This is a genomic window from Motilibacter deserti (assembly GCF_011250635.1).
GTDB classification, from domain to species: Bacteria; Actinomycetota; Actinomycetes; order Motilibacterales; family Motilibacteraceae; genus Motilibacter_A; species Motilibacter_A deserti.
Map to the genome: position 1 here is coordinate 937,647 of NZ_JAANNP010000001.1, position 21,013 is coordinate 958,659.

The 21,013-nt window shown below is 74.8% G+C and carries 23 protein-coding genes and 1 pseudogene; 11 read left to right on the top strand and 13 right to left on the bottom strand.

The genetic code is table 11. The annotated features are described in order from the left end of the window. Positions 1-13 precede the first annotated feature (13 nt). Positions 14-367, bottom strand: coding sequence for a hypothetical protein (locus G9H71_RS04350; RefSeq protein ID WP_166278301.1), 354 nt, complete (start codon positions 365-367; stop codon positions 14-16). Between the two features lie 42 nt (positions 368-409). Here G9H71_RS04350 and G9H71_RS04355 point away from each other — a divergent pair, with 42 nt between their 5' ends. Beyond that, positions 410-892 carry a GNAT family N-acetyltransferase gene (locus tag G9H71_RS04355; RefSeq protein WP_166278305.1) on the top strand — a complete coding sequence of 161 codons (483 nt, stop codon included), beginning with the start codon at positions 410-412 and terminating at the stop codon, positions 890-892. A 16-nt stretch (positions 893-908) separates the two neighbouring features. On the opposite strand, the gene crcB (G9H71_RS04360) is transcribed toward G9H71_RS04355, so the two are convergent. Continuing rightward, on the bottom strand, positions 909-1,277 hold the full coding sequence (gene crcB, locus G9H71_RS04360) for a fluoride efflux transporter CrcB (protein ID WP_166278310.1): 369 nt from the start codon (positions 1,275-1,277) through the stop codon (positions 909-911). Further along, a pseudogene (gene crcB / locus G9H71_RS04365) lies at positions 1,274-1,651 on the bottom strand (fluoride efflux transporter CrcB); the annotation flags it as partial. The pseudogene crcB (G9H71_RS04365) and the gene crcB (G9H71_RS04360), both read right to left, overlap by 4 nt. A 166-nt stretch (positions 1,652-1,817) precedes the next feature. Here crcB (G9H71_RS04365) and G9H71_RS04370 point away from each other — a divergent pair. Both G9H71_RS04370 and G9H71_RS04375 read left to right on the top strand, forming a co-directional pair. Then, positions 1,818-2,237 carry an ATP-binding protein gene (locus G9H71_RS04370; RefSeq protein ID WP_196791706.1) on the top strand — a complete coding sequence of 140 codons (420 nt, stop codon included), beginning with the start codon at positions 1,818-1,820 and terminating at the stop codon, positions 2,235-2,237. Then, the gene (locus G9H71_RS04375; protein WP_407939670.1) at positions 2,123-3,106 is read left to right on the top strand and encodes an RNA polymerase sigma factor SigF; all 984 of its coding nucleotides are present in this window, start codon (positions 2,123-2,125) and stop codon (positions 3,104-3,106) included. Before G9H71_RS04370 ends, G9H71_RS04375 begins: the two co-directional genes overlap by 115 nt. Positions 3,107-3,177: 71 nt before the next feature. Here the strand turns inward: G9H71_RS04375 and G9H71_RS04380 are convergent, their stop codons facing one another. Next, positions 3,178-3,711 carry a hypothetical protein gene (locus G9H71_RS04380; RefSeq protein ID WP_166278323.1) on the bottom strand — a complete coding sequence of 178 codons (534 nt, stop codon included), beginning with the start codon at positions 3,709-3,711 and terminating at the stop codon, positions 3,178-3,180. A gap of 34 nt (positions 3,712-3,745) precedes the next feature. On the opposite strand from G9H71_RS04380, the gene G9H71_RS04385 reads away from it, so the two are divergent. Further along, entirely contained in the window at positions 3,746-4,660 is a 915-nt protein-coding gene (locus G9H71_RS04385; RefSeq protein ID WP_166278326.1) for a diacylglycerol/lipid kinase family protein, read from the top strand. Positions 4,661-4,996: 336 nt separating this feature from the next. Beyond that, positions 4,997-5,248, top strand: a complete 252-nt coding sequence (locus tag G9H71_RS04390) for a WhiB family transcriptional regulator (protein WP_166278331.1) — start codon at positions 4,997-4,999, stop codon at positions 5,246-5,248. A 344-nt stretch (positions 5,249-5,592) separates the two neighbouring features. On the opposite strand, the gene G9H71_RS04395 is transcribed toward G9H71_RS04390, so the two are convergent. The 4 genes from G9H71_RS04395 to G9H71_RS04410 form a co-directional block, all read right to left on the bottom strand. Beyond that, the gene (locus G9H71_RS04395) at positions 5,593-7,074 is read right to left on the bottom strand and encodes a sensor histidine kinase (protein ID WP_196791707.1); all 1,482 of its coding nucleotides are present in this window, start codon (positions 7,072-7,074) and stop codon (positions 5,593-5,595) included. A 131-nt stretch (positions 7,075-7,205) separates the two neighbouring features. Beyond that, positions 7,206-7,562 carry a VOC family protein gene (locus G9H71_RS04400; protein ID WP_166278356.1) on the bottom strand — a complete coding sequence of 119 codons (357 nt, stop codon included), beginning with the start codon at positions 7,560-7,562 and terminating at the stop codon, positions 7,206-7,208. 25 nt (positions 7,563-7,587) lie between these two features. Beyond that, positions 7,588-8,106: a DUF6912 family protein gene (locus G9H71_RS04405; protein ID WP_166278359.1), complete on the bottom strand. Its 519-nt coding sequence runs from the start codon at positions 8,104-8,106 to the stop codon at positions 7,588-7,590. Continuing rightward, a complete protein-coding gene (locus tag G9H71_RS04410; RefSeq protein ID WP_166278362.1) occupies positions 8,107-9,159 on the bottom strand; it encodes a patatin-like phospholipase family protein in 1,053 nt (350 codons plus the stop codon). It lies immediately after the preceding gene. A gap of 101 nt (positions 9,160-9,260) precedes the next feature. Between G9H71_RS04410 and G9H71_RS04415 the strand changes: the two genes are divergently transcribed. Together G9H71_RS04415 and G9H71_RS04420 are read left to right on the top strand one after the other, a co-directional pair. Continuing rightward, positions 9,261-9,839 (top strand): cupredoxin domain-containing protein, encoded by a 579-nt coding sequence (locus tag G9H71_RS04415; RefSeq protein ID WP_166278365.1) that lies wholly within the window; start codon positions 9,261-9,263, stop codon positions 9,837-9,839. Then, on the top strand, positions 9,836-11,215 hold the full coding sequence (locus G9H71_RS04420) for a hypothetical protein (RefSeq protein ID WP_231134016.1): 1,380 nt from the start codon (positions 9,836-9,838) through the stop codon (positions 11,213-11,215). Before G9H71_RS04415 ends, G9H71_RS04420 begins: the two co-directional genes overlap by 4 nt. A gap of 18 nt (positions 11,216-11,233) precedes the next feature. Here the strand turns inward: G9H71_RS04420 and G9H71_RS04425 are convergent, their stop codons facing one another. Next, on the bottom strand, positions 11,234-12,553 hold the full coding sequence (locus G9H71_RS04425) for an AAA family ATPase (protein ID WP_166278368.1): 1,320 nt from the start codon (positions 12,551-12,553) through the stop codon (positions 11,234-11,236). Continuing rightward, positions 12,550-13,281 carry a hypothetical protein gene (locus G9H71_RS04430; protein ID WP_166278371.1) on the bottom strand — a complete coding sequence of 244 codons (732 nt, stop codon included), beginning with the start codon at positions 13,279-13,281 and terminating at the stop codon, positions 12,550-12,552. The genes G9H71_RS04425 and G9H71_RS04430 overlap by 4 nt, the downstream gene beginning before the upstream one ends. Before the next feature lie 260 nt (positions 13,282-13,541). Between G9H71_RS04430 and G9H71_RS04435 the strand changes: the two genes are divergently transcribed. After that, on the top strand, positions 13,542-13,802 hold the full coding sequence (locus G9H71_RS04435; protein ID WP_196791537.1) for a helix-turn-helix domain-containing protein: 261 nt from the start codon (positions 13,542-13,544) through the stop codon (positions 13,800-13,802). 24 nt (positions 13,803-13,826) lie between these two features. On the opposite strand, the gene G9H71_RS04440 is transcribed toward G9H71_RS04435, so the two are convergent. After that, entirely contained in the window at positions 13,827-14,375 is a 549-nt protein-coding gene (locus tag G9H71_RS04440; RefSeq protein ID WP_166278374.1) for a hypothetical protein, read from the bottom strand. Between the two features lie 112 nt (positions 14,376-14,487). Here G9H71_RS04440 and G9H71_RS04445 point away from each other — a divergent pair, with 112 nt between their 5' ends. Both G9H71_RS04445 and G9H71_RS04450 read left to right on the top strand, forming a co-directional pair. Continuing rightward, on the top strand, positions 14,488-15,294 hold the full coding sequence (locus G9H71_RS04445; RefSeq protein ID WP_166278377.1) for a LysM peptidoglycan-binding domain-containing protein: 807 nt from the start codon (positions 14,488-14,490) through the stop codon (positions 15,292-15,294). Positions 15,295-15,379: 85 nt separating this feature from the next. Then, the gene (locus tag G9H71_RS04450) at positions 15,380-16,036 is read left to right on the top strand and encodes an Rv3235 family protein (RefSeq protein WP_166278380.1); all 657 of its coding nucleotides are present in this window, start codon (positions 15,380-15,382) and stop codon (positions 16,034-16,036) included. A gap of 220 nt (positions 16,037-16,256) precedes the next feature. Here G9H71_RS04450 and secA read toward each other — a convergent pair whose 3' ends face one another. Then, positions 16,257-19,181, bottom strand: coding sequence for a preprotein translocase subunit SecA (gene secA / locus G9H71_RS04455; protein WP_166278383.1), 2,925 nt, complete (start codon positions 19,179-19,181; stop codon positions 16,257-16,259). A gap of 239 nt (positions 19,182-19,420) precedes the next feature. Between secA and G9H71_RS04460 the strand changes: the two genes are divergently transcribed. Then, positions 19,421-19,609, top strand: coding sequence for a hypothetical protein (locus tag G9H71_RS04460; protein ID WP_166278386.1), 189 nt, complete (start codon positions 19,421-19,423; stop codon positions 19,607-19,609). A 126-nt stretch (positions 19,610-19,735) separates the two neighbouring features. On the opposite strand, the gene G9H71_RS04465 is transcribed toward G9H71_RS04460, so the two are convergent. After that, positions 19,736-20,974: a winged helix-turn-helix domain-containing protein gene (locus G9H71_RS04465; RefSeq protein ID WP_331272740.1), complete on the bottom strand. Its 1,239-nt coding sequence runs from the start codon at positions 20,972-20,974 to the stop codon at positions 19,736-19,738. Positions 20,975-21,013: the final 39 nt, after the last annotated feature.

Genomic DNA, 21,013 nt, shown 5'->3' on the forward strand with positions numbered 1-21,013 from the left:
ACGAGGGCGGCGGCTACCCCTTCCGGTAGCCGCCGTCCTCCAGCCCCGCCTCGACCTCGAACCGGTTCGTGGACGCCTCCGAGCCCGCGCGCAGGTAGAGCCAGGCGAACCGGAGGCCGTAGCGCCGCCACTGGTCGGCGTGGACGCGCTCGTGCCGGATGCGCGCCGGGCTGCGCGCCCACTCCTGGCTGCCCGTGAGGTAGGTGTCGCCCCACGTCACGCCGCCGCGCGGATAGGCCCGCTTCGGCAAGCCCCAGCAGACGTGCAGCCCGTCGTGCCGCTCGTGGCGGGCGCCGAGCATCCGGGCGTACGCGCGCGCGAGCCGCCCGACGAGCTCGGCCTGGCGCCGGGTGCGCGCGTTCTCCACGCCGGGACGCTAGCGCGGCCGGGCCGTTGCGACAATCGCTGCATGAGCACCGATGCCGTACGCCCCGCCCGCCCCGAGGACGTCGCCGCGATCCTCGGCCTGATCCGCGAGCTCGCGGAGTACGAGCGCGCCCTGCACGAAGTGCTCGCCACCGAAGAGCAGATCACCGAAGCGCTCTTTGGCGAAGCGCCTCGCGTGCATGCACACGTCGCCGAGCACGAAGGCGCCGTGGCCGGCTTCGCCCTGTGGTTCCTCAACTTCTCCACGTGGCAGGGCCGGCACGGGATCTACCTCGAGGACCTGTACGTCCGGCCCGAGGTGCGCGGGCACGGCTACGGCAAGGCGCTGCTCAGCACGCTCGCCGCGCTGTGCATCGAGCGCGGCTACGCGCGGCTCGAGTGGTCGTGCCTGGACTGGAACGAGCCGGCGCGGGGGTTCTACCGGTCCATGGGGGCCGAGCCGATGGAGGAGTGGACCGTGCACCGGCTGACCGGCGAGGCGCTGGCCCTCGCGGGGAAGGCCTAGTAGAAGGCCGAGCTGGTCAGAAGGCCGAGCCCAGCGCCCAGCCGGCGCCGACGGCGGCGAGGCCCGCTCCCGCGCTCGCCACGACGTACAGCAGAGCGGGCAGCGGGCGGCCGTCCTCGGTGAGCCGGAGCGCCTCGAGGGTGAAGGTGCTGTAGGTGCTCAGCGCGCCGCAGAACCCGGGGCCGACCACCGCGACGACGCGCGAGCCCGCGTGCCCGTCCGCCGCCAGCGCGGTCAGCGTCCCGAGGACGAGGCAGGCGGCCACGTTGACGAGCAGCGTCCCCCAGGGGAACGCCGCCCCGAGCCGGCGCTGCACCGCCCTGTCCGTGAGGAAGCGGAGCGGGGCACCGACGGCCGCGCCCAGCGCGATCAGCAGCGGGGTCACCGCAGGGCCCGCCGGGTGAGCGCCGTCCCGGCCCAGACCGCGGCCAGCGCCGCGGCGAGGGCGCCGACGGCGTACGTCAGCGCGACCGCGAGCCGGCCGGCGGCCGCGAGCTGGTGGGCCTCGAGGGCGTAGGTGGAGAAGGTCGTGTAGCCGCCGAGCACTCCGACGCCGAGGAACGGGCGGGCCACGCGCGGAGGCCTCGCGCGCCGCGACAGCACCGCGAGCACGGCCATCAGCACGCCGATCAGGAAGCAGCCCGAGACGTTGACGACCACGGTCGACCAGGGGACCTCGCCAGCCGCATGGGGCAGCAGCTCCCCGACCGCGTAGCGCGCCTCGGCGCCGACGACGCCGCCCGCCGAGACCGCGGCCACATCCGTCCAGCCGCCCGCGCGCACCGGCGAATGCTAGGGCTTGCGACACCGCCGCGCCCGCCAGCGACCTACGGTTCGTACCGTGCGCGGGCCGCGGGGTAGCGTGGGCCTCTTGGGGCGGACGCCCCATTCCGCACGCGAGGGAGTCCGGTTGAGCGAGAGCGCCCTGTCCACGGTGAACAGGCCCGAGAGCCCCGCCGGGGACATCGTCGAGGTCACGCTGCCGGCTTCGAGCGCGTACCTCTCCGTCCTGCGTACCGCCACCGCCGGCCTGGCCGCGCGGCTCGACTTCACCCTCGACGAGATCGAGGACCTGCGCATCGCGGTCGACGAGGCCTGCGCGATGCTCCTGCCCCAGGCTGCCCCGGACGCCGAGCTCGTCTGCCGCTTCGCCCTCGAGGACGACGCGATCGAGGTCACGGTCCGGGCGCCCACGACACGCGGCGTCCAGCCCGAGCGCGAGACGTTCTCCTGGACCGTCCTCACTGCGCTGGCGGGCGAGGTGGACGCCGGGATCGACGAAGGCCTCACCGTATGGATCTCCTTGCACAAGCGCCGCGGCCTGCCCACGGGCGCGGCGTCGTGACCACGTCCGGCCCGATGACCGACCCCCAGGCCTCCTCTGCGGACGAGGCCCCTGCCCCCGCTGCCGAGCCGACCGTCCCCGCGCCGGCGACCTCCGGGTCGAGCGGCATGGGCGTCGACCGTGAGCGCACGCGCGCGCTGTTCGCCCAGCTCACCACGCTCGAGGAGGGCAGCCCGCAGCGCAAGCGCGTCCGCGACGCGCTCGTCGAGCAGCACCTTCCGCTGGTCGAGCACCTCGCCCGCCGCTTCCGCAACCGCGGCGAGCCGTACGACGACCTGGTCCAGGTCGCCACGATCGGCCTCATCAAGTCCGTCGACCGCTTCGACCCGGGCCGCGGGGTCGAGTTCTCGACCTACGCCACCCCGACGATCGTCGGCGAGATCAAGCGCCACTTCCGCGACAAGGGCTGGGCGGTCCGCGTGCCGCGGCGCCTGCAGGAGCTGCGCCTCACCCTCACCCAGGCGACCAGCGAGCTCTCCCAGCGCAACGGCCGCGCTCCGACCGTCGCGGAGCTCGCGACCCAGCTCGGCATCAGCGAGGAAGAGGTCCTCGAGGGGCTGGAGTCGGCGAACGCCTACAGCACCCTCTCGCTCGACGCCAGCGACCAGGGCGACGAGGACTCGGTCGCCGTCGTCGACACCCTCGGCGTGGACGACGAGGCGCTCGAGGGCGTGGAGTACCGCGAGTCGCTCAAGCCGATGCTGGAGAAGCTGCCGCCGCGCGAGCAGAAGATCCTGCTGCTGCGCTTCTTCCGCGGCATGACCCAGTCCGAGATCGCCGCCGAGGTCGGCATCTCGCAGATGCACGTCTCCCGACTGCTGGCGCGCACGCTCGCGCAGCTGCGCGAGGGGCTGCTGACCGAGGACTAGCACGCCGGTCGGTCCGGCACGGGGCGGGTTGCGTACGCGCAGCCCGCCCCGTCGCGCGTCCGGCCCGGAGCTCAGCTGGGGGGCGTCCCGCCCGGGTCGGCTTGTGGCACGCCGCGCTCACCCGTGAGCAGCCCGCCGACACCGGGGGCGAGTGCCAGCACCAGGCCGAGCACGCCGAGGACGAGGACGGGCACGCCCAGCCACGCCTCGTCCTGGCCCATCGCGTCCCAGCCGACGGGCAGGGCGAGCAGCGACGAGAGCACGGCCGGCGCCCGCGCCCAGCGGCGGCGGCGCAGCACGGCGCGGGCTGCGGCGAGCAGCACCCCGCCGTACAGCAGGAACAGGGCGATGAGGAAGGCCCAGAAGAGCGGGTTGCCCGCGCCGTCGGCGATGGCGTCGACGAGCACGACGGCGCCCACGCCCACGAGGGCGAGGCCCTCCAGGGCGACGCACGCGGCGAGCGCGAGCAGCCCCCGGGTGGGCCGGGGCAGGCCCGTCGACGACGAACCCGTTCCCGCCGGGCGGGACGAGCCGCCAGGGGACGGCGGGGGCACGACCGCGTCGCCTGACGGCACGGTCTTCGACGCCTTGGACCGGGGCTTCACGGCTCCCGACGATAACGGTCCTATCCTGATCAGGATGCGCGCCCTGCTCGTCGCCAACCCGGCCGCCACCACGACCACGCTGCGAGCGCGGGAGGTCATCGCGCGGGCGCTGGCCAGCGACCTCAAGATCGAGACGGCCGCCACCGAGGGGCGGGGCCACGCGGTCGAGCTCGCGCGGCAGGCGCGAGCCGACGGCGTCGACGTGGTGATCGTCCTCGGCGGCGACGGCACCGTCAACGAAGCCGTCAACGGGCTGCTGGCCGACGGCCCGATCGGAACCGGCCCGGCGCTGGCCATCGTCCCCGGCGGGAGCACCAACGTCTTCGCGCGCGCGCTCGGGCTGCCGGCCGAGCCGGTCGAGGCGACCGGCCAGCTGCTCGAGGCCCTGCGCGAGGGCCGCCGCCGTCGGGTGGCGCTGGGGCGGGTCGACGGGCGCTGGTTCACGTTCACGGCGGGCATCGGGCTGGACGCGGCCGTCGTGGAGCGTGTCGAGGCCGCGCGCGCGGCCGGCAAGCTCTCCACGCCCGCGCTCTACCTGCGGCTGGCCGCGCGCCAGCTGTCCGGGCGCGAAAGGACGCCGATCACGCTCGAGCAGCCCGGCCAGGAGCCGGTCGACGGGCTGCGGCTGGCGGTCGTCGCCAACACCCGGCCATGGACCTACCTCGGGCGGCGCCCCATCGACCCCTATCCCCCGGCAGCGCTCGATGCCGGGCTCGCGGTCTTCGGGCTGCGCAGCCTGCGCCCGCTCCCCGTGGCGCGCACCTCCGCGCAGCTGCTCCACGGGCGTCGGCCGCCGCAGGGTAGGCATGTCGTAACAGTGGGTAATGTCCGCTCTGTGACATTCACCGCAGCACGCGAGGTGCCCCTTCAGGTGGACGGCGACTTCGTCGGGCGCTCCAAACGCTTCGTCGTCGAATCCGTCCTGGCCGCTTTGCCGGTGTTGACCTGAGGAATCAGTTACGGGACGGTTAGACCCTCGGCGAAGGGGATAGACCGTCACGGCAAGGGCCTCAGCGATGGGGTTCCGTGATCTGGCTGTGATGTAGTCGACAGCGCACGCAGTGCGGTAACAGGCCGGAAACCCTTGTGAACCCCACGAGGCGGTGGAAGGCTGACTGCAGGCGCCCGCGATCCGGGCGCCGACCTGTGCGCGCCGACCGCTTGGCTAGGCAACGTCCTGCTGTGCGAACGACGACCACGGGGCGGCCCGAGAATCCATCGGGCCGCTGCTCGACGACGAGGGGGCTTCTCGCCCCCCCGCATGACCTGCGAGGAGTGGAAACGCATGGACTGGCGCCACGAGGCTGCCTGCCGTGACGAGGACCCCGAGCTGTTCTTCCCGATCGGCAACACAGGCCCTGCGCTGCTGCAGATCGAGGAAGCCAAGGCGGTCTGCCGTCAGTGCCCTGTCACCGAGTCGTGCCTCACGTGGGCGCTCGAGTCGGGTCAGGACGCCGGTGTCTGGGGCGGGCTGAGCGAGGACGAGCGCCGCGCGCTCAAGCGCCGTGCTGCCCGCAGCCGGGTCCGGACGGCCTAGTTCTCCGCTACGGCGGCAGCTGCACCCCCTTCCCCCGAACGAGCCCGCAACGACCGGTGCCAGCCTGACTGGCTTCGCACGTCGCGGACGGTTGCGTCCCGAGAGCCTCGGCGGTAGCCCGCCGGGGCTCTCGCCGTGCTCGACATAGTGGCACTCGTCGGCCTCGGCCGCTGCACCGGGGGGTCACTCGATAGGACGACGTCTCCTCCACGTCACCCATCCGGACTCCGCTCCTGTCGTCCTCGCGCTCGCCGCGCTCGCCGCGCTCGCCCGCGCTCGCCTGCGCGCGCCCTGCCCGCACGGTGCCCCCGGGGCGCGCCGCACCCGAGGGGTGCGCGCGCCCGTCACGGGGTAGAGCCGTCGACCCCCGCCGGTGATACGGGCACGGACACATCGACCGTGGCGACGGTGCCCCCGCCCTCCCCCGGCGCCATCGTGAGCGTCCCGCCGAGCTCGGTCCTGACCAGCCCGGTCACGATCCGCAGCCCGAGGTTGGCCGAGGCGTCGAGCGAGAACCCCTCCGGCAGCCCGGGCCCGTTGTCCTGGACGGTAACCCGCAGGGACGCCCCGCGCCGGCGGGCGGCCATCTCCACGTCGCCGCCGCCTCGCGGCCCGCAGCCGTGCTCGACCGCGTTCGCGAGCAGCTCGGTCAGCACCAGCGCCAGCGGCGTCGCGACCTCGGCGGGCAGCACGCCGAACTCCCCGGTGCGGCGCAGTCGCACGGGTGCGCCCGCCGTCGCGACCTCCACGACCCCGGACGCGAGCCGTCCGGCGACCTCGTCGAAGGCCACCTGCCCGTCGGCCGAGCGCGACAGCGTCTCGTGCACGACCGCGATCGACCCGACCCGGGAGACCGCCTCGTTCAGCGCAGCACGGGCCTCCTCGGCCTGCACCCGGCGCGCCTGCAGCCGCAGCAGCGCCGCGACGGTCTGCAGGTTGTTCTTCACCCGGTGGTGGATCTCGCGGATGGTCGCGTCCTTGGAGAGCAGCTCCTGCTCGCGGCGGCGCAGCTCGGACACCTCCCGGACGAGGACGAGCGCGCCCACCCGGGTGCCGCGCGCCAGCAGCGGGATCGCCCGCAGCAGCACGACCGTCCCGTTGACCGCCACCTCGCCCCACCGGTGCGACCGTCCGCCGACCACGCTCTCCAGCGCCTCGTCGACCGGCTCCTGGTGCGGGGCCAGCGCGGCGGTGGCCCGGCCGAGGTGGGCACCGACCAGGTCCGCGGTGACGCCGAGCCTGCGGTAGGCCGACAGCGCGTTGGGGCTCGCGTAGGTCACGTAGCCGTCGGGGTCGAGCCGGAGCAGCCCGTCGCCGACCCGCGGCGAGGACGCGCCGTCGCCCTCCCCGCCGAGCGGGAAGCACCCCTCCGCGATCATCCGCGCGAGGTCGTTCGCGCAGCGCAGGTAGGTCAGCTCCAGCCGGCTCGGCGTCCTGGCCGTGGCCAGGTTGGTGTGCCGGGTGATCACGCCGATCACACGGCCGCCGCGCATCACCGGCACGGTCTCCTCGCGCACCGGCACGTCGGCCCGCCATTCGGGGTCGCGCTCGCGGCAGATCCGCCCCTCGTCGTACGCGGTGTCCACCTGGGTGCGGCAGCCGCGCGGCAGCACGTCCCCGACCACGTCGTCGACGAGCAGCGTCGGCCCCGTCGTCGGGCGCATCTGGGCGACCGCGACGTACGCACTGGCGTCGGAGTAGGGCACCCACAGCACCAGGTCGGCGAACGAGAGGTCGGCGAGCAGCTGCCAGTCCGCGATGAGCGCCTGCAGGTGGTCGAGGTCGGCCTCGTCGAGCGCCGTCCGCTCGCGGGCCAGGTCCGTCAACGTCGGCACGGGAAGGAGATTACGTGCTCGACGCGCGCCCGCCGCCGCCCAGCGGTGTGGCTGTGGACGGCGCCAGGGCTGTGGACGAGCGCGCTGCCCGGGGCCGCCGTCGGCGGCGTGACCGCGGCGGGTCAGGCGGCCGGCGGTGCGAAGACGCAGAACTCGTTGCCCTCGGGGTCCGCGAGCACCACCCAGTCCTCCTCCGGGACCGCGCCCTCCTCGCGCAGCACGGTGGCGCCGTGGGCGACGATCTCGCGCCAGTCGCCCTCGACGTCCAGGTGGACCCTGTCCTTCACGGTCTTCGGCTCCGGGACCTGGTTGAACCACAACCCCGGTCCCGCGGCGCCCGTCGGCGGCACCAGCGGCACCGCCTTCCACCCCGGGCGCGCGTCCTCGCGGACGTGGTAGCCCAGCAACGGAGCCCACCACTGCGCCAGGGCATACGCGTCCCCGGCGTCGATGCAGACGTCCAGCAGTCTCCCTCGCACCGTGTCCCCCCTCGTCGCTCTCGGCCTACGTGCCCAGCAGGCCGCCGATCAGCCCCTCGACCTCCTGGGTGGCATACCAGAGCAGCTCGTGGCCCTCCACCTGCTCGACCGTGAAGGCGGCGTCCCCGTCACCGGCCCGCGCGGCCGGCAGGGCCTGCAGGGCCGCCCGCACGTCCGGCTCGGCCTCCGCGTCGTCCACGTGGACGCTGGCGATCCTGGCCAGCGGGACCGCCGCGCCCAGCCGCACCCCGCCGCGGCCGAGCGCCGCGTCCGGCTGCACGCTCGCGTCCGGCACGTCCGCGGCGACGACCACGCGGCGCGCGGCCGAGGCGGCGCCGGCGGACGTCTCGGCCTGCAGCCGCTCGAGCGAGGCCGCCGCCGCGAGGTCCGAGGCCGCGTACTCCAGCTCCTCCTCGTCGCCCTCGGCGTACCACTCGCGCAGCGCCGGTGTCACCGCGAAGGCCACGAGCGGCGGCGGGCCGACCTCGCGCTGCTCGAGGAGCGCGGCGAGGCCACGCGGGGTCGAGGGCAGGTAGACCCGCACCTACGCCACCTCCTGGGTCGCCGGCAGGCACTGGCGGCGCAGCGCGGCCGCGGTCGTGCGGAGACTGGTCTCGAGCACCCGGACGCGCCGGGCCGGGTCCATGAGGTTCGCGCCCATGGCCTGCAGGTCCTGCGGGCCGGGCGTGACCAGGACGACCCGGGTGCCCCCGGCGGCCACGGCCCGCGCCTCGGCGAGCACGCGGCGCGTCACCCGGCGGCGCCAGAGCCGCTCGGCCTTCTCCAGCCGGCCCGTCGGCCGGTCCGGCTGGGTCGAGGCGAGCGGCGCCACGACGTACAGCTCGTCGAGGCCGAGGCCGGCGAACAGGTCCACGCTCACCGCCGAGCGCAGCCCGCCGTCGACGTAGTCGCGCCCGTCGATCCGCACCGGCGCGAACCACAGCGGCGCCGTGCACGACGCCTCGACCGCGCGCCCGAGCGACACCTGTGGAGCGCCCTCGCGGCCGAACACGACCCGCTCCCCGGTGGCGAAGTCCACCGCGGGGATCCAGACCGGCCTCGGCGCCCACGCACCCTTCCCGACCATGGCGTCGACGGCGCCCCGCAGCGCGGCGAGGCTCCCGCGCCCGCGCGGCGCCGCCGCCCACAGCGCCGTCACCCAGGGCACCTCGCCGCGGTGGCGTACGGCCCGCGCGAGCAGGGCGGGGGATGCGGGCATGCGCCCGGGGCGGGCCGGGCGGGCGCCCCCGGTGCCGGTCTCGTGGTCCCAGACGACCGTCAGCCCCTCCGGCAGCGGGAGGCCGAGGTGGAAGTCGCGCAACTGCTCCGCGCTCACCCCGGCGGCCAGCGTCGCCGCGACGACCGAGCCCGCGGAGGTCCCGACGAGCACCTCCGCCTCGCGCGCGTCCACGCCCAGCACCTCGGACAGGGCGCAGAGCGCGCCGACCTCCCACGCAGCGCCGAGCACGCCTCCGGCGCCCAGCGCGATGCCCCGGCGCACGCCCAACTCCGCCTCCTGCGTCCCCACGGTCCCGACCTCCGCCCCCGACCCGACGGCCGCTGCGGGCACGGACTCGCTGCGCTGCTCGTCGAGCACTCGTCGAGCACCTTCCGGGGCGGCTGCGTCATGCTGCCACGCCAGGTGCGCCCAGGCCGCATAGCCTTGGCCCCGCCGAGCCGATCGAAGGAGAACGTCCCGTGCGAGTGCGAGCACGCCTGTCCGCCGTCCTGGTCGCCCCCGCGTGCGCGCTCGCGCTAGCGGCCTGCGGCGGCGGGTCCGACGGCGAGCAGCCGCTCGCCGACACGGCGCCCTCCCCGACCGCGCCGACGGCCTCCGCCCCGACGCTCAGCCCCTCGCCCGTCCCCTCGCCCTCGGCGCCCGCGGCCGGCACCTCCGCCCCCGCGGCGACCTCCGGCTCGACGACCCCGCGCAGCACCCCCACGTACGCCACCCCCTCGGCGCCGGTCACCGTCTCGCCGACGCCCTCGGGCGACGCCGCCGCCGCGGACGACCTGGTGCGCGAGGTCAAGGTCACGGTCGCCGGCGGCAAGGTCACGCCGCCGCCGAGCCACGTCGACGTCACCAAGGGCACCGTCGTCCGCATCATCGTGACGAGCGACGTGGCCGACGAGATGCACGTCCACGGCTACGACCTCGAGGGCGAGCTGCCCGCCGGCCAGCCCGGGAGCGTGGAGTTCACCGCGAACCGGACCGGCAGCTTCGAGGTCGAGACCCACGAGTCGGGCCTGCTGCTGTTCCAGCTGCTCGTCAAGTGACGGGGCCGGCTGCGGGCACCGCGCTGCTGCCTCCGGGTGCGGACGCCGTGCTGGCGCACGGCATCGGCGGCCGGCAGGACCTGCCCATCCCGTTCTCGTACGCCCTCACCGGCGCCGCGCTCGCGCTCGTCCTGTCCTTCGTGCTGCTCGGCGTCCTCTGGCGCAACCCCAAGCTGACCGGTGAGCGCGCCGGCCGGCCGCTGCCCGACGGCCTCGCCCGCGTGCTCGACTCGCCGGCTTTCGCCTGGACGCTGCGCATCGTCGGGCTCGTGGTCAGCGGGTGGTTCGCAACGTCGCTGCTGTTCGGCAAGGACATCGCGACCAACCCGGCGCCCTACGCGATCTTCATCCTGCTCTGGGTCGGCATCGTCCCGCTGTCGGTGCTGTTCGGCCCGGTCTGGCGCTACCTCAACCCATTGCGCACGCTGCACGCGCTGCTCGCCGCGGCCATGCGGACCAGGCCCGAGGACGGGCTCTACCCGCTCTCCCCGCGCGTCGCGTACTGGCCGGCGGCCGTCGGGCTGTTCGCGTTCGTCTGGCTCGAGCTGGTCGCGCCCGACCGCGCCACGCTCCCCGTGCTGCGCGCTTGGGTGGCGGCGTACGCCGGCGTGCACCTGATCTGCGCGGCGGTCTTCGGCTCGCGGTGGTTCGACCGCGGCGACGCGTTCGAGGTCTACTCCGCGTTCTTCGGCAAGCTCAGCCCGCTCGGGCGGCGCGACGACGGCCGGCTGGTGCTGCGCAACCCGCTCGACGGCATGGCATCGCTGCGCCCGGCTCCCGGTCTGGTCGCCGTCGTCGCCGTGATGCTCGGCTCGACCGCGTGGGACTCCTACTCCGGATCCACCCGCTGGGTGTCCTACGCCCAGCAGGCCGAGCACCGAACGCTCGTCGGCACGCTCGGACTGCTCGCCGCCGTCGTCCTCGTCGGGCTCGTGCTCGTCGCCGCGGCGCTGCTCGCCGGCAGGCTCGGCCACGTGGCCGGCTCCGGCCGCGAGCGCGTGCCGCTGTGGCAGATGCCCGGCGAGTTCGCGCACACGATCGTGCCGATCGCGCTGGGCTACGTCGTCGCGCACTACTACTCGCTCTTCGTCCTCGAGGGCCAGCGCGCCGTCATCCTGGCCACCGACCCGCTGCAGACCGGGGCGGACTACCTCGGCCTGCGCGACGCCAGCATCCAGGCCTCGTTCATCACCCCGACGAGCGTCTCGGTGCTGCAGGTCGTCGCGGTCGTCACCGGCCACATCCTCGGCGTCGTGCTGGCCCACGACCGCGGCGTACGCCTCTTCCCGCACGCGCGCGCGGTCGCCGGTCAGCTGCCGCTGCTCGTCGTCATGGTCGGCTACACCTGCGCCGGCCTGGCGCTGCTGCTCGAGTAGTCGCCCCGCGGCCCCGGGTCAGGCCGGCCGGCGCCTGCGCAGCCGCCGTCGCTCCGGCTCGGCCTTCCCGACCAGCTGCGCCGCCAGCCGCTTCAGCGGGGCGCGCGCGGGCGAGCCCGGCGCCATGTCGGCGAGGACGCGGCCGGTGAGCAGCGCGCTGTCGAACGCCGACCGGTCCTCGGGGACGAAGACGCAGTCGCGAAGCCCGGCGTAGCGCTCGAGCGCCTCGGCCAGCTGGCGCTCGGGGTCCGGGCCGACCGGGGCACGGCGCACGCGGTTGACGACGACGCGAAGCTCGGCGCCGGGCACGAGGTCGCGCAGGTCCGCCAGAGCGCGGACGAACCGCTGCACGCCGATCGCGTCCGCCGAGCAGACGGCGACGACGACGTCGGCGAGCTCGAGCGTCGTGAGGGTGGCGCCGTTGCGGCGGGGCGCCGCGGTGTCGAAGGAGAGCTCCTCGTCCTGCTCGAGGCAGAACCCGCAGTCGACCACCACCAGCCCGGCCAGCTGGCGCGCGAGCGCGTAGACCTGCTCGAGCCCGGCCGGGCGCAGCTCCGGCCAGCGGTGCGCGCGCGGGATGCCGGTGAGCACCCGGAGCCGTGGGTCCACCAGCGGGGCGACGCGGGCCAGGCCCTCGGCGTCCAGGCTGCCCGCCCCGGCCATGCGCGCTGCGGCCGCGAGGCCGGGCGACTCGTCGAGCAGGCCGAGGCACTGCGCGACCACCCCGCCGTAGACGTCGGCGTCCGCGAGCAGCGTCGTCGTGCCCGACCGGGCGGCCTCGCTCGCGAGCGTCACCGCCACGCTCGTCCGCCCGGGCGCTCCGGCCGGTCCCCACACTGCGACCAGCCGCCCGGGCCCCTCCGCCGGCTCCTCCGGAGCGTCGGTGCCCTCGTCGTCGCCGTCGGCGGGTGTCGCCGGCAGCGACCGCAGCGGCTCGGAGTACGCGAGGGCCGGGCGCGCCACGGCTCCCTCCCCCGCCGCGAGCTGCTGCACCGCGCGGGCGACAGCGGCCGTGACGGCAGCGGGGCCGGCGTCCACCGCGACCAGCACGTCGACGCCGAGGGCGCGCAGCCGCCGCTCCGCCTCCGCGTCTCCCGCGGGGACGACGCCGACAGCCGCGACCCCGGCGACCGCGAGCCGCGCCACCGCGTCGCGATCGAGCCGGCGCAGCTGGGCCGAGAGCAGCACGGCGGCACCCACGCCCGACGCGGCCGTGGCCAACAGGTCGGCGAGGTCCACGCAGCGCCGCACGACCGTGACGCCGGGCGCGTCGTCCAGCTGCGCCACGAGGCCGGCCTCCCAGGCCGCGCCGGGCAGCGCGGTCAGGACCTCGATCACGACCCGGCCCCGTCCTCGGCCGGCCCGGGCACCCGGACCAGCTGCACCGGCCCGGCCGCCGCCGCGCGCAGCAGCCGTCCCACGTCGGCCGCGGGGACCTGCAGCTGGACCGTCGCGCTGCCGCCGCCGCCGAACGTGCTCCCGTCACCGCCGAGGCCCAGCACGGGGACGCCCTGCAGCACCGGAGCGAGGGGCACCGGACGGGCAGCAGCGCGGGCAGCCGGCACGTCCCGCGCCTGCGCCGAGCCCTCGTCCGGGACCTCTGCGGCCTGCGCCGCGGCGCCGTCGGCGTCCTCCTCCGACACGACGTAGACGTCGACCAGCGAGTGCTCGTCCAGCCCGACCACCGAGGCGGGCGTGACCGCCACCGGCACGGCCCGGTAGTCGCGCGCAGTGCCGCGCACGACGGCGGCGACGGGGAGCAGCTCGCCCTCGGCGACCGGCCGCGTCGCGAGCAGGCCCTCGGGGTCCACGCTCGCCGGGACGTACCGGTCGAGGCGGCCCTCGATGCGCACGCGTCGCGGCTCGAGGTCCGCCGCTGCGAGCGCGGCGTTCGCGGCGACGTCGTGCCGGACCGCCCACACGGCCACCGTGTCGTCGGCCGCTGCGACGACGCGGGCGCCGGCCACCACCGAGCCGAGGACGAGCAGGACGCCGACCACGAAGCGGGCGTCGAGCCACCGGGCGCGCGGCAGTCGGGCTGCGGAGGGAGCGGGCAGGTCCGCCACGGAGGGGCTCCTCGGGTACGTGGTTGGTCGGGCTGTCGAGCACGGCTCACAGGGAGCGGCTCGGGAGGCGCTTCGTCCGCAAGGAGGCACCCGTCGAGGCCTCCTCGGCATGGTGCAGCAGCACCAGCCGGTGGCGTGCGCGCTGTCCACTGCCGGGTGACGCCCGGGAGGGTGACCGGGGACGCGGAACCACCCGCGAGGGAACGCCAGGGTGTGGACAGCGCGGATCCCGGCCCGATCGCTGCCACACTGGACCGGCCATGGCCGTGCAACGTCGCTTCCTGCAGCTCGCCGACGTCGCGGAGATCCTCAACATCTCCGCGTCGCAGGCCTACGCCCTCGTCCGCAACGGGGAGCTGCCCGCGATCAAGATCGGCGGCCGCGGGCAGTGGCGCGTGGAGGCGACCGTCCTCGAGTCCTACATCCAGCGGCTCTACGACGAGACCCGCGCGTTCGTCGACGCGCACCCGTTCGGCAACGGCGTCGAGGACGCGGTCGACGGGGCCGACGTCCGGGACTGAACCCTCGCCGGGCCGTAGGGCCGCTCAGCGCGCGCGGATGACGGCGAGCGCGGCGAACGGCACCGAGCGCACCCCGCGTGCCCGGGCGTCCCGCCCCTCGTCGACCGGGCCCTCGCTGCTGTCGACGAAGTCCGCCCCGACGCGGTCCAGCGTCCCCGTCCAGTCGGCGCCGTCCACGGTCGTCACCCGCACCGTCGCCCGGTCGCGCACCAGCCCGCGCAGCGCCGTGCCCAGCGTCAAGCGCGCGGCCACGGACGCCGGCCGCGGCGGCCCCGCTGCTCGCCCACCGAGGCCCAGAACCGTGGTCACGGCCGACACCGGCACCAGGGCGTCCCGCCCGTCCTCCTGAAGCAGCAGCCAGTCCGGCCCCACGTCGACGAGCCGGCCGCGGACGCGCCCGGCCGCGCCGACGACGACCGTGAGGGACGACCCCACCGCAGCGCGCAGGCGGTCGACGAGGCGAACGCGGGCGAGCTCACGCCGTGTCCGGTCGGCCACCTCGGCCTGGTGCTCGGCGCGCTCGGCCTCCTCGAGCTGGGCCTCCAGGTCCGCGAAGAGCTCCTCCCATCGCACGCGCGCGTTCCTACCCGCACTTCCCGATCCCAAGCAAGCCTTCGTTCGAGCGATTGAACTGCAGCAGCAGGAGGACTACACAAGCAAACGCAAGCAAACGAAGGGAGTACCTGTGTATCGCGCCGTCCGGCCGCTCACCGCCGCCTTCGCCACTCTGATCGGCGCCGGCGCCGTGGTGGTGTCCGTCGACCTGCTCCTGCGCGCCACGTCCGCGACGACGCGCGAGCTCCAGCAGCCGTCCGTCGCTGCGTTCGACACGCTGGTCACGCTGGCCGCCCTCGCCGGGGTCTGGCTGTGCCTCGGCTGGCTCCTGCTCGCCGTCGTGCTCAGCGCCGCGGCGGCGCTGCCGGCGCTCGCAGGCAGCGCGGCCGACCGCGCGGCCTGCCTCGTCGCGCCCGTCGTGCTGCGTCGCGTCGTCGCCGGGGTCGTCGGGGCGTTCGTCGTCGTCGGCGTCGCGGTGCCGGCCGGCGCCGCTGAGCTCACGGGCGCCACGACGGTCGCGCGCACGGTGGCGGACACCGGGACCGCGGAGCTCGCGGGTGCGGCGAAGGCCGCCGGCGGCGCGTCGCTCCCGGCAGGCCCGGCCTCCGGCGCCGTCGTCACCGGCCTCGTCACCGGCCTCGTCACCGGCCTCGTCGCCGAGCGTCCCGCCGCGGGGTCCGTCCGCGCGACCGTGTCGTCGGCCGTCCCGTCAGCCGACCGCCCGGCAGCAACAAGCGACGGCAACGAGCGTGCCGCCGTCGTCGTGCGTGGCGGCGACACGCTCTGGTCGATCGTGGAGCGTGCGCTCGGCCCGACGGCGGGCGCCGCAGACGTAGCGGCGGCCTGGCCGGCGTGGTGGGACGCGAACCGCGACGTGATCGGGCCCGACCCCGGCCTGCTCCGCCCCGGCCAAGTGCTCCATCCGCCGGCGCCCTGACCCCTCCCCTCAGCCCGCCCCGGCTTCCCCCGTTCCCGCTTCCCCCGTTCCCGCTTCCCCCGTTCCCGCTTCCCCGGAGACCGCCATGCCCCGCACCACACCCGCGCTTCGCGCCACCCCGCCGCGACGACTGCCCGCGCCGCGCTGGGAGCCGCCGTACGACGACGAGGTGGCCCCGCTCCCGCCCACCGCACGCTCCGGCCAGGCACAGCTCGCCCTGTCGTTCCCGCTGCCCACGGGCCTGCCCGCGACCCCCGACCTCCCCCGGCTACGGCTAGTGGGCGAGGAGGACGACGGCTTCGGACGACGGCCGACGGGCCGGGACGAGCTCCCCGAGCCGCGCGCCTGGGCCGCCCGGCTCGTGCAGGCCGTCGTCGAGGTGCTCAGCGGGGAGCGGCCGCCCGCCCAGCTGCTGCGCTGGACGAGTGAGGAGGTGTACGCCCGGGTGCGCACGACCGCCGCGCCGCCGCGCAGGGCCATGACGACGCGAGCGCGGGCGCACGTCCGCTCGGTGCACGTGTGCGAGCCCGACGACGGCGTCGCCGAGGTCGCCGCGGTGATCGTCCGCAACGGCCGCGCGCAGGCGTTGGCGCTGCGTATGGAAGGGCTCGACGGGCGGTGGCAGTGCACGACGCTCGACGTCCTGCTGCCGACCGCGGCCGCCCGCGGCACGGACGAGCCGGTTCCGGCGGGGGCGGCGCCGAGCGCAGCGTCGGCGTCCGTGGCGCGGGCCGCGGGGTGAGGCACCGCTCGTTCGGCACCTGCTCGCGCACGTGAGCCATAAGAGACCGGCGAAGACGGCGCCCGACGTCGGCGCCCGACGTCGGCGCACGAACTCGACGCACAAACTCGACGCACGACCTCGGCGCTCGACCAGGAGGCGCACCGGCCGTCGGCGCACGAAGGCCGACGGCCCGGCACCGGAAAGCCGGTGCCGGGCCGTCAGGCCGCGATGTGCGAGGTCAGAGCGTCTCGCGGACCTTGGGGTCGCCGTGGCAGCGCTTGTACTTCTTGCCCGAGCCGCAGGGGCACGGGGCGTTGCGCGAGGTCTCGGAGTACTCCCCGTCGACAGCGCCGGCGCCACCGTCGGTCGAGCGCGTCGGCTCGCCGCGTCCGGCCTCGCCGTCGACACCGGGAGCGGTGTACTCCAGCCGCGCCGGGCGCTGCGGGGCCTCCAGGCCCTTGGCCTTGAGGTGCACGTGCTCGTGCTGGGCGGGGACGGCCGGCGGCTCGTCCGCGGCCTTCTCCAGCGAGGGGGCCACCGGGGCGGCCTCCTGGTCGGCCGCCTCGGCCTGCGCGGCGGCATCCGTGGAGTTGGCAGAGTTGGTGAAGAGCATCCCCGCCGGCTGCGCCTCGGGGGCGGGCTGCTCGACCTGGACCTCGAGGTTGAAGAGGAAGCCGACCGACTCCTCCTTGATGCCGTCCATCATGGCGGTGAACAGCTGGAAGCCCTCGCGCTGGTACTCGACGAGCGGGTCGCGCTGGGCCATCGCCCGCAGGCCGATGCCCTCCTGCAGGTAGTCCATCTCGTAGAGGTGCTCGCGCCACTTGCGGTCGAGCACGGAGAGGACGACGCGCCGCTCCAGCTCGCGCGTGACCTCCTCGCCGAGGGTGGCCTCGCGGGCGTCGTAGGCGTCCTGGGCGTCCTGCTTGAGCCGCTCGACGAGGAACTCCTGGCTGAGCCCGGAGCGGTCGCCGCCGGCCTCCTCCTCGAGCTCCTCGATGCTCATGCTGACCGGGTAGAGCGTCTTCAGCGCGGTCCAGAGCTGGTCGAGGTCCCACTCCTCGGCGAAGCCGTCGCTGGTCGCGCCGACGATGTAGGCCTCGATGGTGTCGTCGATCATGTGCCGGACCTGCTCGTGCAGGTCCTCGCCCTCGAGGACGCGGCGGCGCTCGGCGTAGATCACCTCGCGCTGGCGGGAGAGCACGTCGTCGTACTTCAGGACGTTCTTGCGGATCTCAAAGTTCTGCGCCTCGCGCTGGCTCTGGGCCGAGCGGATCGCGTTCGTCACCATCTTCGACTCGATGGGCACGTCCTCGGGGATGTTGAACCGCGTGAGGAACGACTCGACGATCGCGGAGTTGAACAGCCGCATCAGGTCGTCCTCGAGCGAGAGGTAGAACCGCGACTCGCCCGGGTCGCCCTGTCGGCCGGAACGGCCGCGCAGCTGGTTGTCGATGCGGCGGGACTCGTGGCGCTCGGTGCCGAGGACGTAGAGGCCGCCGAGCTCGATGACCTCCTCGTGCTCGGCCTTCGTCGCCTCCTTGGCCCGCTCGACCGCGTCCGCCCACGCCGCCTCGTAGTCCTCGGGTGTGTCGACCGGGTCCAGCCCCTGCCGGCGCAGGTCGAGGTCGGCCTGGAACTCGGCGTTCCCGCCGAGCACGATGTCGGTGCCGCGGCCGGCCATGTTGGTCGCGACGGTGACGGCGCCCTTGCGTCCGGCCTGGGCCACGATCGCGGCCTCACGCTCGTGGTTCTTGGCGTTGAGGACCTCGTGCGGGACGCCCCGCTTCTTGAGCAGGTTGGAGAGGTACTCGGACTTCTCCACGCTCGTCGTGCCGACCAGGACCGGCTGGCCCTTGTCGTGGCGCTGGACCAGGTCGTCGGCCACGGCCTCGAACTTGGCTTCCTCGGTCTTGTAGATCAGGTCCGACTGGTCGGCGCGCTGAGCGGGCCGGTTGGTCGGGATCGGGACCACGCCGAGCTTGTAGATCTGGGAGAACTCGGCCGCCTCGGTCATGGCCGTGCCGGTCATGCCGCTGAGCTTGTTGTAGAGGCGGAAGAAGTTCTGCAGCGTGATCGTGGCGAGCGTCTGGTTCTCGTCCTTGATCGGCACGCCCTCCTTGGCCTCGATGGCCTGGTGCATGCCCTCGTTGTAGCGCCGGCCGGCCAGGATGCGGCCCGTGTGCTCGTCGACGATGAGGACCTCGTTGTCGATGACGACGTAGTCCTTGTCGCGCTTGTAGAGCTCCTTGGCCTTGATCGCGTTGTTGAGGTAGCCCACGAGCGGCGTGTTGGCCGACTCGTAGAGGTTGTCCATGCCGAGCCAGTCCTCGACCTTCTCCACCCCGGACTCGAGGACGCCGACCGTGCGCTTCTTCTCGTCGACCTCGTAGTCGCCGGAGATGCCCTTCTCGGTGTCGCCCCGCTTGAGCCGGCGCACGAGGGTCGCGAACTCGGCGTACCACTTGGTCGCCTGGTCCGCCGGGCCGCTGATGATGAGCGGCGTGCGGGCCTCGTCGATGAGGATCGAGTCGACCTCGTCGACCACGGCGAAGTTGTGGCCGCGCTGGACGAGCTCGTCGCGCGACCAAGCCATGTTGTCGCGCAGGTAGTCGAAGCCGAACTCGTTGTTCGTGCCGTAGGTGATGTCGCAGTTGTACGCGGCCCGCCGCTCGACCGGCGTCATCGACGAGAGGATGGTGCCGACCGTCAGGCCGAGGAAGCGGTGGACGCGGCCCATCCACTCGGAGTCACGCTCGGCAAGGTAGTCGTTCACCGTGACGACGTGGACGCCCTTGCCCTCGAGCGCGTTGAGGTAGGCGGGCAGCGTCGACACCAGGGTCTTGCCCTCACCGGTGCGCATCTCGGCGATGTTGCCCAGGTGGAGCGCCGCGCCGCCCATCAGCTGGACGTCGTAGTGGCGCTGGCCCAGGGTCCGGCGGGCGGCCTCGCGCACCGTCGCGAACGCCTCGGGCAGCAGGTCGTCCAGCGTCTCGCCCTCGGCCAGCCGCTTTCGGAACTCGTCGGTCTGCGCGCGGAGCTCCTCGTCGGACATGGCGACGAACTCGTCCTCGATGGCATTGACCTGCTTGACGATCCCCTGCAGCTTGCGCAGCGTCTTGCCCTCGCCAGCGCGGAGGATCTTGTCGAGGATCGCGGGCACGCGGTCGGCTCCTAGCACTCGGTGCCGCCCGGCTCGCCCGCCGCTCCCAGGAGCTGGGCTCGGCGACGTGCGCGACGACGGCCGGCGCCGCGGTGGCGCCTCACGTCGTCATGCTATGCCGCAAGCGGGGTACATGGTCGACGTGCCGGCATACCCGCCCAGCTACGCTTCGCGATGACGGCGGCAGCAAGCGGCGCCGCCGGCACGCACGTGCGCTCCACCTCGACGGAAGGACCTCGATGGCTCAGGCGAGCAGCCGCGGACGCCCCATCTCCTGGGTGTGGGTGTTCATCATGCTGGCCTTCTTCACCGTCGGCGGCATCGGTCTGGCGGCCGGCTCCTGGGTCGTCTTCTGGATCGGCAGCGCGGGCTTCCTGATCGCGGGCCTGCTGTCGCTCTTCACGGGGATCCTGCGCGACGTCCACTGACGATCGCCGCCGGCGATCGAGCACCGTCCGGACTGACCGACGCCACGGGCTGGCAGCCTGCGCCGGCTGTCAGCCCGTGCCGGCGGTGCCTCCGGCGGCGACCCCCGGCTAGCCGGTCGCGCCCGGTCAGCCCGGCGTGGCGCGGGCCAGCGCGGTCGCGAGGGAGGCGGCAAGGTCCCCTCGGGGAGCGGCGACGACGTCGTCCAGCCCGAGCCATCCGGCCAGCGTGCCGAGCTCGGCGGCCAACTGCTCGGCGGTGTCGTCCGGCGCGCTCGGCTCCGCGTACGCGGCCTGCACCCGCAGCACGCCAACCTGCCGGTCGGCCTTGAGGTCGACGCGCGCGACCAGCCGGTCGCCCAGCAGGAACGGCAGCACGTAGTAGCCGTGGACGCGCTTGTCCGCCGGGACGTAGATCTCTATGCGGTAGCGGAAGCCGAAGAGCTCCTCGGTCCGCGAGCGCTCCCAGACCAGCGGGTCGAACGGCGCCAGCAGCGCCCGGGCGGAGACGGCCCGCGGCACGCGGGCGTCACGGTGCAGCCACGCCTGCCGTGCCCACCCCGCGACCTCGACGGGCAGCAGCTCGCCGCTCTCCACCAGCAGCTCGATGCCCGTCCTGGCGTCGGGCGGGGCGAGCCGGAAGTAGTCGCGCAGGTGCCGCTCGGTGGCCACGCCCGTGGCCCGCGCCGCGATCGACACCAGCGTGGCGAAGGCCTCCGGCTCCTGCGGCGTCGGCGCCTCGACGACGGCCCGCGGCAGCGCGCGGGCGGGGGTGGCGTAGCGGCGCTCGAACTGCGCCGTGCGGCCGGCCGAGGTGATCTGCCCGGAGAAGAACAGGTGCTCCAGCGCCTGCTTCGTCCAGCTCCAGTTCCAGCCCCAGTTCTCCTTCGCCCGGGGGGCGTCCGTCTCCAGGGCCCGCTCGACCTGCGCGGCCGTGAGCGGCCCGCGGCGGCGTACCTCGTCCAGGACGGCCGCCACGAGCTCGGGATGCTCGACCGCGACCCGGCGCATGCCGCCCCAGGCCTCGGTCGCCCAACGGTCCATGCGCCAGCGCAGGGACGGCAGCGTCGTGGCCGGGACGAGGCTCGCCTCGTGCGCCCAGTACTCCGTCAGCCGCCGCGGCGCCACCGAGCTCGCGCGGTCGAGCAGCGCCCGGTCGTAGGGCCCGAGCCTGCTGAACAGCGGCATGTAGTGGGCGCGCACCAGGACGTTGACGCTGTCGATCTGCAGCAGCCCGATGCGCTCGACCATCGCCAGCAGCTGCCGCGTGCCCGGGGCGCCGGACGGGCGGCTCCCGCCGAACCCCTGCGCCGCGAGGGCGACGCGGCGCGCCTGCGCGAGGGACAGGCGCTCGATCCGGCGGGGCACGTCGGCGATCGTGCCATCCGGCACCGACGGCCGCAGGAC